Annotated in this window: 9 protein-coding genes; all 9 read left to right on the forward strand. The window is 36.5% G+C overall.

Annotated elements, in window-relative coordinates; genetic code table 11:
• Positions 1–20 precede the first annotated feature (20 nt).
• The 9 genes from DKM50_09955 to DKM50_09995 all read left to right on the forward strand — a co-directional run bounded on the left by DKM50_09955 (position 21) and on the right by DKM50_09995 (position 18,132).
• A complete protein-coding gene (locus DKM50_09955; protein PZM78876.1) occupies positions 21–7,778 on the forward strand; it encodes a hypothetical protein in 7,758 nt (2,585 codons plus the stop codon).
• Complete coding sequence (locus DKM50_09960; GenBank protein ID PZM78877.1) at positions 7,756–8,619, forward strand: hypothetical protein; 864 nt, start codon at positions 7,756–7,758, stop codon at positions 8,617–8,619. Before DKM50_09955 ends, DKM50_09960 begins: the two co-directional genes overlap by 23 nt.
• A gap of 101 nt (positions 8,620–8,720) precedes the next feature.
• Positions 8,721–9,386 carry a hypothetical protein gene (locus tag DKM50_09965; protein ID PZM78878.1) on the forward strand — a complete coding sequence of 222 codons (666 nt, stop codon included), beginning with the start codon at positions 8,721–8,723 and terminating at the stop codon, positions 9,384–9,386.
• A 17-nt stretch (positions 9,387–9,403) separates the two neighbouring features.
• A complete protein-coding gene (locus DKM50_09970) occupies positions 9,404–10,018 on the forward strand; it encodes a hypothetical protein (protein ID PZM78879.1) in 615 nt (204 codons plus the stop codon).
• A 30-nt stretch (positions 10,019–10,048) separates the two neighbouring features.
• Positions 10,049–10,582 (forward strand): hypothetical protein, encoded by a 534-nt coding sequence (locus DKM50_09975; GenBank protein PZM78880.1) that lies wholly within the window; start codon positions 10,049–10,051, stop codon positions 10,580–10,582.
• A 61-nt stretch (positions 10,583–10,643) separates the two neighbouring features.
• The gene (locus DKM50_09980) at positions 10,644–11,210 is read left to right on the forward strand and encodes a hypothetical protein (protein PZM78881.1); all 567 of its coding nucleotides are present in this window, start codon (positions 10,644–10,646) and stop codon (positions 11,208–11,210) included.
• Positions 11,211–11,272: 62 nt separating this feature from the next.
• Positions 11,273–12,466, forward strand: a complete 1,194-nt coding sequence (locus tag DKM50_09985) for a hypothetical protein (GenBank protein PZM78882.1) — start codon at positions 11,273–11,275, stop codon at positions 12,464–12,466.
• 4 nt (positions 12,467–12,470) lie between these two features.
• Positions 12,471–14,786 carry a hypothetical protein gene (locus tag DKM50_09990; GenBank protein PZM78883.1) on the forward strand — a complete coding sequence of 772 codons (2,316 nt, stop codon included), beginning with the start codon at positions 12,471–12,473 and terminating at the stop codon, positions 14,784–14,786.
• A 154-nt stretch (positions 14,787–14,940) separates the two neighbouring features.
• Positions 14,941–18,132: a hypothetical protein gene (locus DKM50_09995; GenBank protein PZM78884.1), complete on the forward strand. Its 3,192-nt coding sequence runs from the start codon at positions 14,941–14,943 to the stop codon at positions 18,130–18,132.
• The last annotated feature ends 114 nt before the right edge of the window (positions 18,133–18,246 follow it).

The following is an 18,246-nucleotide window of genomic DNA, read 5'->3' on the forward strand; positions in this document are numbered from 1 at the left end:
TTTTGAAGGATAAACATTGAATGAAAAAATTAAGTATAATTAATGGTAGTATATTAATTATTCTTATTATTATAGCAACAAGTACGTACTTTGTTATTTCCAAAAAAAAACAAGAACAATTTTACGCCTTAATGCAATATAAAAAAGTTGCCCAAAAAGTCGTCCACGATAGCTGGAATCACTACAAAAATAACGAGAACTTTAAAGGAGATTGGTGGGCTGGCAGATTCGTGCACCCAAAGATGATCCTGGACAATGGTTGTCCTCTTGCATTTCCTGATGGTTCCGATGTCGATATGGATGGACTCTCGGATATTGATTGGGGCAATCCAACCAAACCTTATGAGTATACGGTTGTTTCCGAAGGAGCTTCGTATGTCATGCTCAGAGCTGTTTGGATGAGAGATAAACAAACTTTTGATAAAGTCTGGAAGTGGACTCATGATAATCTACAGAGGGCGAATGTTAAATACATTTATTATTGGAAAGATGTAAATAATCCCGAGAATGCTTGGAAGACTCCTGAGGAATTGAATCTTGACCGAGATAACTTGTTTTCTTGGAGATGGTTACCTACTATAGCCACTCGGGATGGGAAATCCCAGGATGGAGTTATTTATTATAAATGGCAGCCGCCTACTAAAGAACATAATCCGAATGATCCATGGCGAGATGGTTGGGATAATGCGACTGATGCTGATGCGGATATTGCATTAGCGCTAGTGTTTGCTGACAGTTTGTGGGGAAGTGCCGAGAAGGATTCTTATAATAATTACTCTGAACATGCGCGGGGAATTTTGAATGATTTATGGGATAAATGTACCGTTATAGGTGGAGGAGTCCGTTATATAGATGGAGGAAATAATGTAAAAAGTTTGGAGCCTGGTTATCTTTCTCCTTTCAGCTATAGAATATTTGATGATTTCGATCCAAAACATGATTGGATGCAGCTTGTAGATTCTTCCTATAGAATATTTAGAGATTCCCCTCGATTCCCTATGAATCCTATTGCGGATAAATTAGGAAAAATGCATCTGAATGATCCAAGAACAAAAAAACCTGCCCCAAATCTGATACCGGATTGGATAAATGTTGAGCAGGATGGTAGTCTTGCTGATGGTTCTCCACGAAATGAACCGGAATTTGGGACTGATAGCTTCAGAGCTTTATGGCGAATATCAGTAGATTATTTATGGAATAAGCCTGATCAGGCAAAAGAAGTGCTCTTCGCCTCAGGCCAGTCCAGCCCGATAAAATTCTTTAAATGGAGAATGAAGAATCCTCCCAAAGATATACCAGATCAAAAATATGATCTGAACGGTAAATTGAGTTCAGTCTTCTGGCATAACGGTGATGTGCCCTGGTTTGAACCTAATTATGAGCCTCCTGCCGATATACCGAATCGTAAGGATCGAAGCAATTGTTTCAGAGCCAATTGCGCTAATTATGGGGTATATCTGTCATATTTATATGCGGCTGAAGAGTTCGATTTTGCCAAGCAATTTTTGATGCCGCTAATCAATGAAGAACAAGATGGGTTTTCGAAGAGGCAATATATTATACCGGAAGACCAGCTTAAACAGGAGACTCCTGAACATCTTGCAATGAATACTCCTCTCGAAAAACGGGATTCAACTCATGACAACGGAATTCCTTACTCAAATGAACGGGGCGATGGCTGGTGGATAAAGAGCCAGTGGGGTGGATATTGGACTCAATGGGACCATAGTGACTGGAATAGCCAGAATGAGTACTTTAATAACATGTGGACATGGTTTGGTTTAGCTACCTATGCAGGTGTTGTTCAGAATCTCTATAAAGATCAGCAAAGAGAACCGAAAACCATTCAATCCATAAAAGTATATGAGGATGAAGCTTTAACAAAAGAACAAAAAGGACCTATTAATAGCGAATTTGTTTATGTGGTTGTTAAGGGCAAAGATGCGAATCGACGGCACCAAGACTATGTCAAGGTCAAAATATCAGCTAATGATCCGATTAAAGAGAATTATCCAATTACTCTTAAACTTACCGAAACTGCGAGAAATACCGGAGTTTTTGTTGCTAAACTAAGAGTTGGGATGGAGAGTAACAAAGCACTTGACCAGATTGGCGCTTCTCGTGGAAGCGATATTGATATTATTGTTGAAGGTAGCAAAAAGCACCAAATAAAAAGAACCGTCGGTGATTTATATATCTCTATGACACTGGAAGATTATTCTAATGGATCAATAGATGATGCTAATCCGACATCGTGGTGGACAGATTCTTATTTTCCAAGTTGTCCGAGCGATATATCTAATGAATCTAAAAAGTTTGGATATTATATTTGGGTTGATGCCTCTGACACGTGGCATATTGTCATGAAAACAACAACTAACAATATGCATACGTTTCAAGGTCAGATTTATTCCGATGGAGATTTCACCGATGTTAAAAATATTAATCTTGAAAAAGGGGATAGTGTTATAGGTCAGGGCAAGTCCATATCATTTTCTTGTATTGATAAAAGTGGAATGGATAGTTTCAGCTTTAAATGTAAAGGAAGCTACATAAAATTAGATGTAAAATTGGATGGATTATATGAGCCTAAGAGTGTATTTGTAGGCGCCCCCTTAAGCGCAGCATATGGTATGCCGTTTGTTTTAAAAACGAAAGGTGAGACCGGGACCTATTTACTTACCCCGACAAAGGAAAAGCTCGGATCAAGTAAATATAGCATGAAAGTTGAGAAGAAATACTCAGGAAAAGACTATCCATATTTTGGAATGGTGCTTTTTGATAAAGAAGCTAAAGACTGGTCTGGCAAGGATGAGTTTTCCATTTCTCTTTATTTAAAAGAAGATGTAGGCAATATCAGAGTTGACATCCAGGATTCAGCAGGAAATATCGCAATTTTAAATGGTTATAATCCTTGGGACCCAAATAAGGGCGAAGGCTGGTATGTTTGGCGTTCAAATACACTCAAAGGTACAGAAGTTAACCGAGATAATGTTGAACCAAGGGCAATAAAAGATAGAAAGTTTTGGAAGGGATGGAGTTTCGATCAGAATAAGACGGTAGAGGTGTCGAATAAGCTTAATTTACATGATATTGTTAATGTGCAAGTTTGTGTTGGACCTGCAGAAAACAAAGATTGTACTCTTTACATTGATAAGGTTTACCTGGAAACAAGTAATTATTATAAAGGAAAAAGTGATCCGAAAAATATTAAATATTTAGCGCTTTATAAGGATAAAGAGTTTCATATTCCTTTTTCTAAAGGTGAGACAATTAAACAAAATAGAGTTTATGTTGAATTAATAGGCAGAGATGGTAGTCCCTATACGGCAGACACTATATTAGTGAAAATTGATTCTTCGGATAAACATCCGAGATCAAGAGGCATTAAAATTCCCCTTGAAGAGACATCGGCTAATTCCGGTGTTTATCGGGGAGAATTAAAAATAGGGATACAGAGTTCAGAGAAACTGGGCCTCGTGGGCGCAAGTAGAGGGAGTATAATCCAGTTATATTCTCGCATAAATAAGTTCAAAAATATTAAGTATGAAATCGGTGATTTCCAGATAGAGACAGTGGTAGAGGATTTTGAGACGACACTTAGTAAACAGGCACCTGCAAGTTGGTGGACTGATGATCTCGATCCGTTACGAGGAGAACCGGAGTACGCTGCTGGGAGAAAACTAGGATATTTCTTATGGAAGACAAAAGATGATATTTGGCATCTTCGCTGGTCAGGAGATCTCCGTTCTCATTTGTTTTACGGAAAAATTACTGCAAATAATAATATAAAAATACTACAGAGAATTAATTTTGAAAAAGGTGATAGTGCGGAAACGAAAAAAAATATAATTATAATTAATGGAAATGAGGCAATCGGTGATGATGGCATAGATTTTATTGCTACTGGGGATGAAGTATGGTTTGATCTAAGTATAGATAATATTTACTATGGCAATAAATTCCAAATAGGAAAATTCGAGTATAAAAAAGCTTATTCAATACCATTTATGTTGAAAAATACAGATATTACCTCGACCTATGCATTATTGACGACAGATACGAATAAATACGACGGCGAAAACTCCCTTTTTATTAGTAAAAAGTACAATAAAAAAGATTATCCATATATTGGAAAATGGGGACTGGATGGCGAAAAAGCGAATTTCAGTCTTCAGGATAGTTTGAAATTTATGGTTTATCTCCCTAAGGATATCGGCAATATACGGGTAGATATAGAGGATACTTCCGGTAATTCTGCTATTGTGAATGAATATAATCCTTGGGACGAAAGTAAAGGTCGGGGATGGTATGAATGGGATTCTAATTTCTCATATGGAATAGGGGTGTCAGAGAAAAAAATTCAGCCTTTACCAATTAAAGACAGAACTTGGTTTAGAGGCTGGCACCTGGTTAAACAGGAAAATATTGACGTTTCAAAGAAAATTAATCTGGCACATATTATCAATTTGTTGCTTTCAATTGGCGGTGGAGATAAAAAAGATGTTCATTTGAATATTGATAACATTAAATTGTATCGTGCTAATTATCATTTAGGTTCTGCTAAACCAAAGAAGATAACGGCTATTAATCTTTATTCCGATCAGAATTATCTAAAAGAAAAAATTATTGAAAATCAAAAAGTTAATAAGAAGAACATTTATGTTGAATTATGTGGGGTTGATGGTAACCCCTTTGAGCGTGATCGTTTTTATATTGATATTTTGACAGGGGACAAATATAAGAACTGTATTCCGATTAAGTTGCGGGTATATGAGACTAAAGCTGATAGCGGTATATATCGTGGAAAATTTACAATTGACCTGTCGAGCAGTGAGGCTCAGGAGACAATAGGTGCTGCCAGCGGTAAAAAGATCACAGTCGTTAGCCCATTGGGGGATAGGTCATTTTCTTTTATTGTTGGTGATATGCAGAATAGTTATATTATTGATGATTTTGAAGACGGCAGTATTTCTGATAAAAATCCTGTTACCTGGTGGATTGACACTATAGATCCTGTAGCCAAGAAGGTTCTTATCGATCCTGTCTACGACAAAGGTGTTTACATCTACAGGGATATTGATGATGTCTGGCATGTTATCTGGAATCCGGAGGATAAAGATGAACAAATTTCAGGATACATCGGGTTTGATAATAAATTAAAACTATTGGACAAAAAGGATTTTAAAAAAGGAATAACAATTGATAAAGATAAGAAGCAGCTGTTGTTCGATATGAAAGCTAAAAATAATTTAGTAAAGCAGTTGTCATTTAAGATGGATGGCAACAATTTAACCCTTTATTTCAAATCATCGGGAGTCGAAGCAAAAGATAAGGTATTTATTGGGCAAGACAAGAAATCACCATTTATGTTACCAATAAAAATTAGTAATTTACCTGTTATCAATAATTATGATTTGTCAGTTTTAACTGATAAAGTTAAAGATACAGCATGTTCTCTTCAAATTAAAAAGAATTATACTGGAAATTCTTATCCGTATTTTGGTTGTTGGGGACTTGCTGGAGATGTATCGGATTTTAGCGACAAAGATAGTTTATCGTTTTGGGTCTATTTATTTGCTGATCCTGGCAATATACGGGTTGATATACAGGATGCTAATGGAATAACTGCAGTTCTGAATGGGTACAATCCTTATGATTATCAAAAAGGACCGGGGTGGTATCTATGGACATCAGGCTTTACAGGAGGCTTTGATGTTGACGAAGGGAAAGCTCAACCTTTGCCGATTAAAGATCGTAAATGGTGGCAAGGCTGGGATCTGGAACTTCAGAAATATGTTGATGTGTCAGACAAGCTTGATTTAAGGAAGATCAAGAACGTTCAGTTTGCAATAGGCGGTGGAGATAAGAGAAGCGTAACTATAGTCATAGATAATCTTAGAATTGATAAAGCAAATGTTCATTTTGGAAATACACCACCGGCGAACATTAATGCGATTACATTTTATAAAACGAAATCGTACACAGATCCCTATTCACGAAATGACGAAATGAAACAGAATCATGTTTTTTTCAAGATATTCGGTGGAGATGGCGATCCACTCTCTCTTGATAAGTATAAGATTTCTGTATTCTCCGATGATCCAAGGGCTGATGCATATCCGATCGACATTATGGTTCAGGAAACCGGGACTAATACGGGCGTGTATACCGGTAAGTTTAACTTAGGTCTTAAATCAGATAACAAGACAGATACCCTTGGAATTGAAAAAGGCAGGTTAGTAAAAATTGCTTATGGGAATGGTAAGGTTGAGTCTATAAAAGTAGGGGAGATTGTTCAGCAATATCTAATTGATGATTTCAGTGATGGGAAGGTAAGTGATAAGAATCCTGTTACGTGGTGGGTAGATTCGGTTAACCCTGTTTCTGATAAGCCAATAGTTAATTCTAATTCTAAACCTGGTTACTATATCTGGAAAGAAAAAAATATCTGGCATGTGAGATGGCTTGGCAGTAAAAAAGGTGATAAATTTGAAGGCACAATATCAACAAAAGGGACTATAAAAAATCTATCAAAGGTTAAGTTGGACTTTTTTGACAAAATCAGGTCCGATGGAAAAACTATAACAATTCTTTCAAAAAACAAGTCTAAAGTTGTTGGTATAGATTTCTTTGCCGATAGTGACTATGTGGAATTTGATATAAGGCAGAATGATGAATACCAAGGTAGAAATATCTGGATTGGAGCTAACGGATCCTTAGCCTATTCAGTTCCATTTCGTATTGATAATAATAAAATCTCTAGTACCTACAGGTTGTCAGTGGAAAAATCGACCAGAAAATCTGAAGGATCGATGATGAAAGTTGATAAAAGATATAGCAATAAAGATTATCCTTATTTCGGTTGCTGGGGCCTTCGTGGGGATGTCGGTAATTGGACCGATATCAATGAATTTTACATGTGGTTGTATTTACCTGGCGATGTGGGTAGTATAAAAGTTGAATTAGAAGATAATAAGGGACAAAAGGGAATCCTTAACGGATATAGCCCTTACGATCCTAAAAAAGGACCTGGATGGTATAAGTGGACTTCCAATTTTTTCGATAGCCCAGAAGTAAAAGATGAAAATATACATCCTTTGCCTATAAAGAACCGAAAATGGTGGAAATCCTGGAGTGATAACGAACAGGCTTTTATCGATAATACTGAAAATTTTGATTTGTCTAACATTAAGAATGTGGAGTTTGTTGTTGGTGGCGGCGAGACTAGGAACGTGGTCCTGTATGTGGATAGTATAGTTCTAGAGAAGACGAATTATCGATTAGGTGATGCTTATCCAAGCATAATTAAAACGATTACTATATATAAAGATAAAAGCTATCTATATAAGTATAAAAAGAATGAGGCTATATCAAAAAAAGATGTTTTTATTGAACTGGTTGGACAAGACGGGAACAAAGATGCTGTAGATATAATTGATGTTGTAATTAACATTACGCATAAGGGGAAAGAGATTTCTAGGTATCTTCATCTGCTTGAATCATCTGCTGACTCAGGAATATATAGAGGTAAAATGAGAGTTTCGACAGGTCCTCAATTAGAAACTGATGAGTGGCTTGTGAATAAAGGTGATGTTTTAACTATTAAGACCTTAGGCAGTGACTTAAAAACATCTAGCATAAAGATAGGTAATATAAATAAGGGAAGCAGTAAGTTTAATGTATTAAAAATGTTAAGTTTTATCGGCGTAATGATGATAATCATTGTTTATTATAAAGTAAGACCGAGTAGAAATGTACGAGATATCAAATTATAGAAACTGGGAAAATTCCTATACCCTTTACAATGATACTTTAAAGATTGTTGTTGTTCCTCAAATTGGAGGAAGAGTTTATTCCATTGCATACAATGGAAAAGAATTCTGTAGACAAAACAAATTAAGCGAAGGAAAAATTGCTTCTCCAGACGATAACTCATGGTTGAACTGGGGTGGGGATTTCGATTGGGTGGGACCTCAAGAATCATGGAATATGGCGGGATGGCCTCCTCCTTTTGAGTTAGATAGCGGAGCTTGGAATGTCTTATCATATAGCGAACAATCGATATCTTTGCAAAGTAAACCTTGCAGTCTAGGGGTAAGAATTAAAAAAAAGATTTCTTTAAGCGGTTCGAGGGTAACTGTTAAGCGGGAATTAGAGAATACTTCTGATCGACCAGTAATATATGGTTTGTGGAATATTACTCAAGTGTCGACAGAAGGATTGATAATTATCCCGTTAAGGGATCCTAAATATAGCACTATTAAAGTATTCGAATCCCAGGCATTTGACCAGTGGGAAGATTTATTAAAAAATAAGATAATTGAAACAGATTACTCTTCCGATACGATAAATATTAGGATCAATGAAAAAAAAGGCAGTTTTAAGATCGGTGTTGTTTCCGATGTAGGACGTATAGATTACACTTTTAATGATTTTGTTATGAGTAAGATAATTAGTCCGTCTCATGGTGTACAATATCCGCATGGTTGTAATATCGAAATTTATCGAGATGAGAAGTCGGGCTATACCGAGTTAGAGCAGTTGTGGGAATCTAAAGAGCTCGCTCCTGGGGATATTTGTTATAGTGAACAGGAAATATCTTTTGAAAATAAATAGATTAAGATATACTTATATTTTAAGGTAAAGTGTGTTATATTTCTTTGTAATAAAATAAATATTATAAAATTCGTATTAAAAAGTGCTTTTTTAATTTTTATATGATAAAATCAAACAAAAATATCTTAAATATAACAAATTATTTTGGAATCTTTTTCTGTTTGCTGAGTGTTTTGACTGCAGTTCCTCTTGGAGCCATTACAAAAGAATATATTGTTGATAATTTTGAGGATAGTGCGATAACAACTAGTTTAAAATGGGAATTTCATGGTGCTATTAAGAGTAAAATAGGTGACTCGCTTAAAACCATGGAAGATAGTCTTGGAATTAAAAGGAAAATTGGAAGTAATTTTTTAAATATTAGTGGAAAGACAAATAATTGGTATGTTGGAGGAGCAAGAACGAAGCTGAAAAAGGTCATAGACCCCTATACTCACTTTAGCATCATGATTCAGGGTCGAGGAAGTAATAGAAGTAAGGTAACGGTTGAGCTGTCGGAAGTAGTCCTTCAGGATGTTATTAGAGAAATGAGAGAAAAACCAGACGTTTATTCTTATTCTATATATGTAAGCTGGACTGGTTGGAAGAAAGTAATCATTCCTCTCAGAAAGTTTACAAATAAAAAGAAAGTTGTTGGCAATAGGGCATTCGATTCAAAAAAAACAAGTCCAAAATGGTTGAAACTAGAGTTTTTGAATGACCAGAAAGAGGGTCCAATTACTCTTGATATTGATAATGTTAAATTTGTTACTTTAGAAAAAATATAGGAGCTATCAGGTAATTTATGGGTTTCAATAAGATTATAGGTTATGTATTGTTATTATCTTTTATGGTTTCTTCATTGTGCTATGCAGCAGAAAGTACAATTGATTTTTCTTTTCATATTCCTTTTTCAGCGGCTTTAGATGTGGACAAATTTGATGTCGATTTTGGCGCTATGGACATGTATGATGAAATATGGGCTCCAGTTGGCGATTCTAACAGTTTCAAAGTTTATGCAAGAAATAATTCCGGCTCCAACTGGCAATTCAGCATGCATCTCATCGATGACCTTCATCGTGAAGAAGGGGTAAGTTCTCCTCAAGATATTATCAAGGCCGGAGATGTTTTCTGGACACTAGTGTATGCCGGATATTATGATAGTGAGGCAAAAACCCAGGTGGGTGCGAAAAACGAACTCACTCGGATACCCGGAATGGTCCCAACAATACTTCAGAAAAGTGCATTTCAAACGAGTAGCCTAAGTAATAGTGCACTCGTTTTTAATAATAATGTTCCTGATCGCCAGGATAAGTCGTATAATTACCAATTTGTTTTTAAATTTATTATGAAACCTCCCTTTAATACTAATTCTGGAGATTATAGAGGTACTATTGTTTTTACAATGATGACACAATAAATGTATTTGGTTGTAACGAAAGGAGATACAATGAAAAAGTTAATTATCGCAATGTTTGTATTAATGTTTGCAGGGATATGTTATTCAGAGATTACTAATGATATCGATGTCCATGTGAGGGTTAACTCAAAGTTCGAATTAACTGTCGATAGAACATTTATCGATTTCGAGACAATGGAACCGGGTGAAATTAAGCAGGGAGTTCCTGATTCTGGGATTAGAATCAGCGCTAAATCGAATAGTGGTAGTCCATGGTTTTTAACAATTAATAATGTGAGAGAGCTTAGCAACGGAGCTGATATTATTCCTAACGAGAATTTCTTTTGGTATGGCTGGAAGGGAAAGGGTTCTACAGGAACATTTTATGGCGAAAAATCTCAAGTATTTACAGTTACGCCTACACTTATGTATAGCCCGTCATCTCAGGAATTTAACAATCTTCGACTCGTCGGTGATAATAAGATTGAAGGTACCGATGTGTTTGTTAAGTTTGGCTTAAAAGTTCCGTTCAAACAAAATAGCGGGGAGTATCATACTCTGGTTAGATTTACTATGACAGAGTAATTGTCAGGTGCACTTTCCTTAATAAGAATAATTAGGACGTTTATCAAATAGAGGGTCAGAAATGAAAAAGAACATTTTATTACTATTACTTCTACTGTTATTTTTAGCAACTGGACACCTGGTATACGCTGAGAAGACGCTGATTGCAGAAATAAAATCGAATAATTTAGATTTTATTGACCCGGGAAAAGCCGGCTGGGATTATATTGACGGGAAATATTTGCAGGTAGAAATTACCTGTTCGATGAATGAAGTTCCTTGGAATCTCATGGTTAATCTCGATAATCTTAATAGTGGCTCTAATACATTTGAAGCTCAGAAGAATATTAAGCTTAAAGTTTTTTATATAGGGCATTCGAAAAAGGCGGAGATTCTTGATCCGCTGCTTTCAACCTGGGAAGATCATACAACAGACTACTTGAAGCCAGAATTTTCAGGGTATGATCCTGGTGCAAGTTTTGTAGATTATAATGGAACTGCTATGCAGATTTGCGGAAATAATGCTTTTCCTGCCGGAATGTCGAACGTTTTGGTTAGAGTCGTTCTTGGTGTTACGGTCCAGGTTCCGGAAGGTGGGCGTAATATTACCGGAGACTATCTGGGCAGGTTGAGGTTCACACTGAATTGATAAAACTAATAATTATGGATCGTAAGATATATATGAGATCATCCTTGAAGGGATATTTGTAAATGAGAAAATTACTGTCACTCATTGTGATTATAATATTAGCACAAAACGTAGCTGGAGCTTTTTCTTTTAATATTGATAAACCAGGTACTTATCTGTCTTCAAAATCAGGTAAAGTTATCAATGGAACTGTTGTCGTTGCGAATACCGGCAAAGATACTCTCTACTTTAAGTCCTATATAGCTGACTGGAAAATTTTACCGGATGGTTCAAAAGCTTTTTATCCTGCTGGAAGTACTGGACTATCGAGCGCCCCTTGGCTCAGTATTTATCCAAAAGAATTTGCTGTCGAGCCTTTAGGAAAAGAGAAAATAAGCTATATTATGACTGTACCGAAAAATGCTGTTGGTGGTCACTATAGCGTAATCTTTTTCGAGACATATGATAAAAATAATACGAAAAATAATATCTTATTTTCTGGTAGAATCGGGAGCATTATTTATCATCAGGTAGAGGGTACTGAAAAAATTGATGCAAACTTGACAGATGTATTTGTAGATTACAAAAATGGTAAGCGTACAGTTTCTTATATGTTTGAGAATATGGGAAATATTTTTCTTCTTGTCAAACCGTCGCTTGCAATTCTTAATGATCGAGGTCAAGTCGCATTTCGAGAATCTATGGACAAATTTGGTGTATTGCCGGGACAAAAAATAGTGCGGACCTACAAAGTATCACAGAAGCTTCCGGACGGAGACTATACTGCATTAATAACAACAGAATATGGCAAAGAAGATTTTAAAGTTGTAGAAAAAGAATTCCGCAGTATTAATCAGGGTGGCAACGCTTTGAACCTACTAAATAAGTCGGATGCCGCTATAACAATTAATTACAATAAATCCACATCCAGCGAGACGGTTTCACGGCGTGAGAATCTTGGACTTGCCCAAAAAATTTCTATTGAGAAATTTAATCCGGTCGTCAATAAAAATAAAATTAAACTATTTGTATTACTCAAAAATCCTATTGAGGAAGCTATAAGTGCAAATGCATTGATCACTGTTTCTGATGCCTTTAGGAATAAGAAATTAATGGTATCGCTGGGAAGAAATTTCCAAATAGCGAATAAAGGAAAAAAAATAATGAATAAAATAATTGGCCATTCACTTGCCGCTGGCACATATACTGTTACCTTAGATGTTATGAATGGAATCGATACTCTTGCTAAAGATGAAAAAACGATAGTAATCAGGTAGGAATATGAAACGACTATTATTAGCTATAATATTGTTACTCGTCAATTCAGCTTGGGCGTTTTGCTTAGATGCAATAACTATAAATAAAGATAAAATATATGTAATCGCCGATGTCTCCAAGTATCTTATTCAGGATGAATCTATTGTTTCGGCTACATATAATGATAATAAAAAGAGCGTTAGTATTTATGGCAGTCGTCTTGGCAGTACTATACTCCATGTGTGGAGCAGTGAGAAAAGAAGATCATATAAAGTCATTGTGAAAAGACCCGAAATCGTAAGACGCGGATCTACTGGAAAAGGAGATTTGCAACCAGGTTTTAAGTTTGGAATATCTGCTGGAAGGAAAATAGGCGAGTCAGAATCAAAGATAACGGCAAATAGGTATGAGTATATTTCTGATTATTATGTGCTGGATGGCTATGGAAATACAAATTATGGGTTTATGCAAAGCCAAATAGGCTATAAAGTAAATAAAGAAGCTGCTGGAATTGCTCGCAGTGTCAGTAGCGTCAAGCTTTCTTTTCAAAAGGAGTCGACGAAGTTTACTTTTGGTGATCAAACGTTACGTTACTCCGAGTTCGTTTTGCCCTTTCAGGCTATTCAGGGAATTACATATGCGACTAAGTATGGCATTTCTAACGTCAATATTTCTTACGGAGCTAACCGATATGGGTGGTGGGGAAAAGACAATTACCGTGATGAAAGACCAACCCAATATTTTCTTGGATTAAATGTACTTACTCCATTCGATCGAGATTTCTCCATCGGGTTTGCAACTGTAATGAAATCCGAGAAAAATCTGCCTAGGTCATTAGTCCTTGGCCTCTACGGAAACTATCGGCTTAATAAAAACATAGATACTCTTGGTGAATTAGCTGTGAATGGCCGCAGACTTGCTGGCAAGATAGGTCTTAACTATGAAAATAGCGGGTTTTTTATTAACTCCGCTTATCGAAATGCCTCTCAAGGATATAAAGCTGTGAATGATTTCATTTCCTATAATGGGATCAGAGGTTTATATCTAAATTCGGGATACAAATACAATGATTACTTAACTTTTTCCAGCAGTGTCGACCAATATGTTGATACTCAATATGATAGAAACTACAATAACCAGGATATCAACACGACTACTTACTTCAATTATAATAACTGGGGTTTTACCCATAGCTTATGGAGGCAGAATCGTGGTAACTTTTTGGGTTCCGGGATTGGGCAGGGACAGAATTATGAACTTTCTTATTTAGCTCCGGTTCAAAAAACAAGAGTTTATATTAAATATACTCCCTCTTCTTTTGAGGAGAATGTTAGTAGTAACCAGGATTATAGTATGAGTTCTTCTATTGCTGGATTTCAGTATGGCCTATTTGCCGGAGCGAGTGTTGTTGTTGAAAAGCAGTGGAATAGCCGTTCAGGTAATAGAGATAACTTTTCACCTCAAAGTTTGAGGGCCTATTTATCGATGCCGCAATTAAGGCTCGCTACAACTCCATTCTACTTAGATGTCTATGCTCGGTATCAAGACGATTATGATACTTCTTTTAGAGTTGTGCAGAACTATAGTCTGTTGCGAAGTCGTATAGAATGGAGAAACGCTGCTGATCAGCGGATTTATTTGGAAGGTAATATCAAGAATGTTAATGGAGACAAGGATTTAAGTATTGACCGAAGAGTAACTGAGTATACTTTTGGTATGACAATGTTCTTGGATAGCGGAGTACATCTTTCTACCGGCTATGGAAAGATTAAGGGATCAGTTTTTATTGACAATGATGGTGACGGTGTAATGTCCGCTAGCGAAACTGGGTTTGAAGGTATAAAGGTCCGTTTAAGTGATGGTAATGTTGCGGTTACTGATGTAAATGGGGCTTTTAGTTTCAATAATGTTAACGGGGCAAATGTGGATATTTACATCGAGCCGGAAGTCTTGCGAAGTGAGTATATTTTTACAACATTAGACCGTCGAACTGTATATTTTAATTCAAATCAGGATCAATCTATATCTTTTGGGCTTTCATCTAAATCACTTGTTCAGGGAATAGTATTTTTAGACCAGAATAATAACAACATTTATGATCCGGGAGAACCACTTATTTCTGGAGTAAGAGTTCAGGTTAAAGGTGTCGATGCCTGCAAATCAGATGAAAATGGTGCGTTTATAATCAATTCAGTTCCTTCCGGGAAACAGGTTTTTACCGTTGATATGTTTACGGTGCCTGAAGATTATTCGGTATATGGCTCTCTTAGTCGCGAAATCAACGTTAATCCAGGGGAAAAGGTGCAGATATATCTTCCTTTAAGGGTATACAAGTATTAATGGTTTTGTTTTGAAATACGCTTCTATATATGTTCTGAACTTGCTATCATTATTCATGTTTTATCTAAATATTATCCAGAAATGTCTTATAATTAATAATTAATTCTGATAAATTATCATGTAAATCTATTAATTAACGTGAAGGGAAACAGGAATGAAAAAAAGAAACGCTGCCATTTTAATTGTTGCTGCCGGTATTATTATAACATCGATATTTTTCATCATAAAATCAGATATTTTTAAAGTAACAGGAATTTCTGTACAGGCTAAAAAACAAGCCAAAATAGATACTCTTGAAATAACGAATTTTCTGAAAAATCCTGATTTTTCAGCTGACATCGATAATAATGGGATTCCCGATAATTGGGGTGAGAAGCCTTATAACTCAAAAACCATTAAAGACAAAAAAACCGGAAAGTATTATTTGCATATTAAAAATGACGAGCCGGGATCTGCTATCGGTTCTCAAAAGATTGCAATTGATGGAAGGCAAATCTCCCTATTGAGTGTAGCTGGTTATGTGAGAGCGTCTTCTGTTACTCGGGGGAATCAGCCTTGGGAAACCGGAAAAATCCAGGTGCTATTTTTTGATAAGAATAGTAAACAGATTGGCGATTGGCCTGAAGTTGGGTCTTATACCGGAAGTTTTGACTGGAAACAGGTTAAGAAAGTATTTCAGGTACCAAGGGCCACTCGTATTGTTCAGCTCAATATCGGACTTTGGAATTGCAGTGGTGAAATTGATTTTTCCCATTTTAAAGTAGTTCCGAATAAGCCGCTCCCCCGGGATCAGTATAATTTTGTTATAAATGGAGATTTTGAGATCTGGCAGGGATGGGTTTATGGTGGTAGCGCAGACTGGGGAATACAGTATCCTGGTTATAATGGTGATGGCCTGCTTTTTATTAATAATGAGTCTAATATGTGGTCCTTTGCCACACAGTCTATCAAGATAGATTCTACAAAGATTAAAAATATCAAGATTTCTGCCTGGATGAAAATTAAAAAAATTGTTCAGGGCGAACAGCCTTGGGAAAAAGCTAGAATTAATGTGGAATTCAAAAATGAACAAGGTGTTCGTCTTGGTGGCTGGCCAATTGTGCACGAAGCAGCCGGAAATTTTGACTGGAAGAAAGTTGAACAGGCATTTGAAGTGCCTGAAGGTACGACGAAAGTCGAACTTTTTGTAGGACTGCTTAACTGCAAAGGCGAAGCCTGGTTCGATGACATTGTTATGAATGCTTTTGGTAAAAATGGTGAAAAGATAGTAGGAGAAGATTTTGTTAAAACGAATACCAAGAATTGGTTTACTTTTGCTCCTCAGGAAATTAAGCCGGGAAGTGTATTGGATTTATCTCCTAATCTTCAGGCTCCAGCTGGGAAAAACGGGTTTGTTAAAGTCAAAAATGACCATTTTTATTTTGAGAATGGCGAGAGAGCCAGATTTTATGGCACGAACGTTTTTGGTCCCCAGCTCTTTCTCTCGAAAAATGAAGCGAGTGTGTTAGCTGATCGGATTGCGCGTTTAGGATTCAACATTGTCCGTATTCACCATTTAGATGCTGCCTGGTCTGATCCGAATATTTTTGACAAAACGTATAATGATACCCAGCATTTCTCTAAGGAAAATCTTGATAAGGTCGATTTTTTTATTTCCGAGCTGGAGAAGCGCGGGGTCTATATTTATCTCGACCTGTTGGTACATCGGGGCTTTAAAGAAGGAGATAAGGTCAATGATCACGATAAAATAGATAATGGTGCAAAAGTGACTGGCTTATACGATGGCAGACTTATAGCACTGCAAAAAAAATATGCAAAAGATTTGTTGTTACATGTAAACCCGTATACGCAAAAGCAATACCTAAAAGATCCGGCAATTGCGATGGTTGGTATCGTGAATGAGAATTCACTGTTTTACGTTGCGCAGCAACCATGGCTGCCTGAATCAAGTACGAATAAGTTGAACGCTCTGTGGCAGAAATGGCTTAAAAAGAAGTATAAAACTCATGATGATCTTGATATTGAATGGTCTGACAGCCATGGAGCTCCATTGCTTGAATCCGATGAAAAGCTGAATAAAGGGACTGTGCGTCGAGGTAAAACGATGCTTGCGAAATACCGTCCAACAGAAGCAAAAAATGATCTGAGAGAAAAGGATACCCTGCAGTTCTATTATGAACTGGAGAAAAAATATTTTGCTGAGATGTTTAAATATCTTCGCTCAATTGGATTAAAGTCACCTGTTGCGGGTTCTAATCATTGGGAGAATATTGAATTCGACATCAAGGCAAATGCAGGACTTGATTTTATCGACAGGCATCGCTATTGGAACCACCCTCAATTTGGGTACGGTACAGGTGTTGTGTTTGATAACCTATCAATGATTAAATATCCCGAAAAATCTATTCCTGCGATTCTTGCAGCACAAAAAGTGAAAGGCAAGCCTTTTGTGGTATCTGAGTGGAACACTGCCTGGCCGGGTGATTATTATTTTGAAGGACCAGCGATTATGGCTTCGTATGCGAAGTTGCAGGATTGGGATGCGCTCCTACAGTTTAGTTTTAACAGCCCACGATATCCGGAAGTTTTTTCCGATAATTTTGACGTCGCTTCGTTTCCCAATGTTGTTTCTCAACTCCAAGTTGCGGGAGAAGCTTTTTACAGTACAGGTATTACGCCGGCAAAAGTTACTGTATGCGAGTATGTTAGCGATGATGCATTAAAAGACTTAATAAAAGAAGATCGCGGTGTTTTTGATAAACCGGAGTTATCGCTTGTGACCGCTGTTTCGAAATCTTTTGATAAAGCCCCTAATAATTATGATCCGAGCTTAAACCTTGTGAATACGTATATAGGAAAAAAAGGGAGTGTGCTCAAGAGCACTACAGGGCAGATGGAGTGGAATAGTAAGAAAGGCATAATCACATTAAATAGCCAGAAAATAATAGGAGCAATAGGGTATCTTAAAAGCATACCTATTGAAATTGCTAACATAAACTTTACCGTAGATACGGACTTCGCTTCGTTGTTTTTTGTTTCGAAAGATGGTAAACCGCTAGCAGAGTCAAAAAAAATTCTGGTTGTAGCTACAGCTCGAGCAGAAAATACAGGTATGATCTATAATACAGTAAAGACACAGATCATCGATATTGGTGATGCTCCAATATTACTGGAAGGCGTAAAAGCAAGTATCAACATAAAAAATAGTTCGGCCGGAATTCATGTTTATTCGGTAGGGTTTGACGGTAAAACAAAACAGGAGATAACAACAAAGAATAAGAATAGCGCAATCAATTTCGAGTTATTACCGAGCAATCAGACATTATATTATTTAATAACTAGGTAATCGTTACGCTTATAATAAGTAGTTCTTGGATCTTGCTTTTAGTTTGTAGCTAGAAAAAAAAATAGGGCTGTCAGAATAATATGACAGCCCTTCAGTTATAAATAAGTATGAAAG

The organism is Candidatus Margulisiibacteriota bacterium (assembly GCA_003242895.1).
Lineage (GTDB): Bacteria > Margulisbacteria > Riflemargulisbacteria > GWF2-39-127 > GWF2-39-127 > GWF2-39-127.

Coding starts and splice junctions, on each gene's coding strand:
- DKM50_09955 (PZM78876.1), top strand. CDS start 21: ATGAAAAAATTAAGTATAATTAATGGTAGTATATTAATTATTCTTATT.
- DKM50_09960 (PZM78877.1), top strand. CDS start 7,756: ATGTACGAGATATCAAATTATAGAAACTGGGAAAATTCCTATACCCTT.
- DKM50_09965 (PZM78878.1), top strand. CDS start 8,721: ATGATAAAATCAAACAAAAATATCTTAAATATAACAAATTATTTTGGA.
- DKM50_09970 (PZM78879.1), top strand. CDS start 9,404: ATGGGTTTCAATAAGATTATAGGTTATGTATTGTTATTATCTTTTATG.
- DKM50_09975 (PZM78880.1), top strand. CDS start 10,049: ATGAAAAAGTTAATTATCGCAATGTTTGTATTAATGTTTGCAGGGATA.
- DKM50_09980 (PZM78881.1), top strand. CDS start 10,644: ATGAAAAAGAACATTTTATTACTATTACTTCTACTGTTATTTTTAGCA.
- DKM50_09985 (PZM78882.1), top strand. CDS start 11,273: ATGAGAAAATTACTGTCACTCATTGTGATTATAATATTAGCACAAAAC.
- DKM50_09990 (PZM78883.1), top strand. CDS start 12,471: ATGAAACGACTATTATTAGCTATAATATTGTTACTCGTCAATTCAGCT.
- DKM50_09995 (PZM78884.1), top strand. CDS start 14,941: ATGAAAAAAAGAAACGCTGCCATTTTAATTGTTGCTGCCGGTATTATT.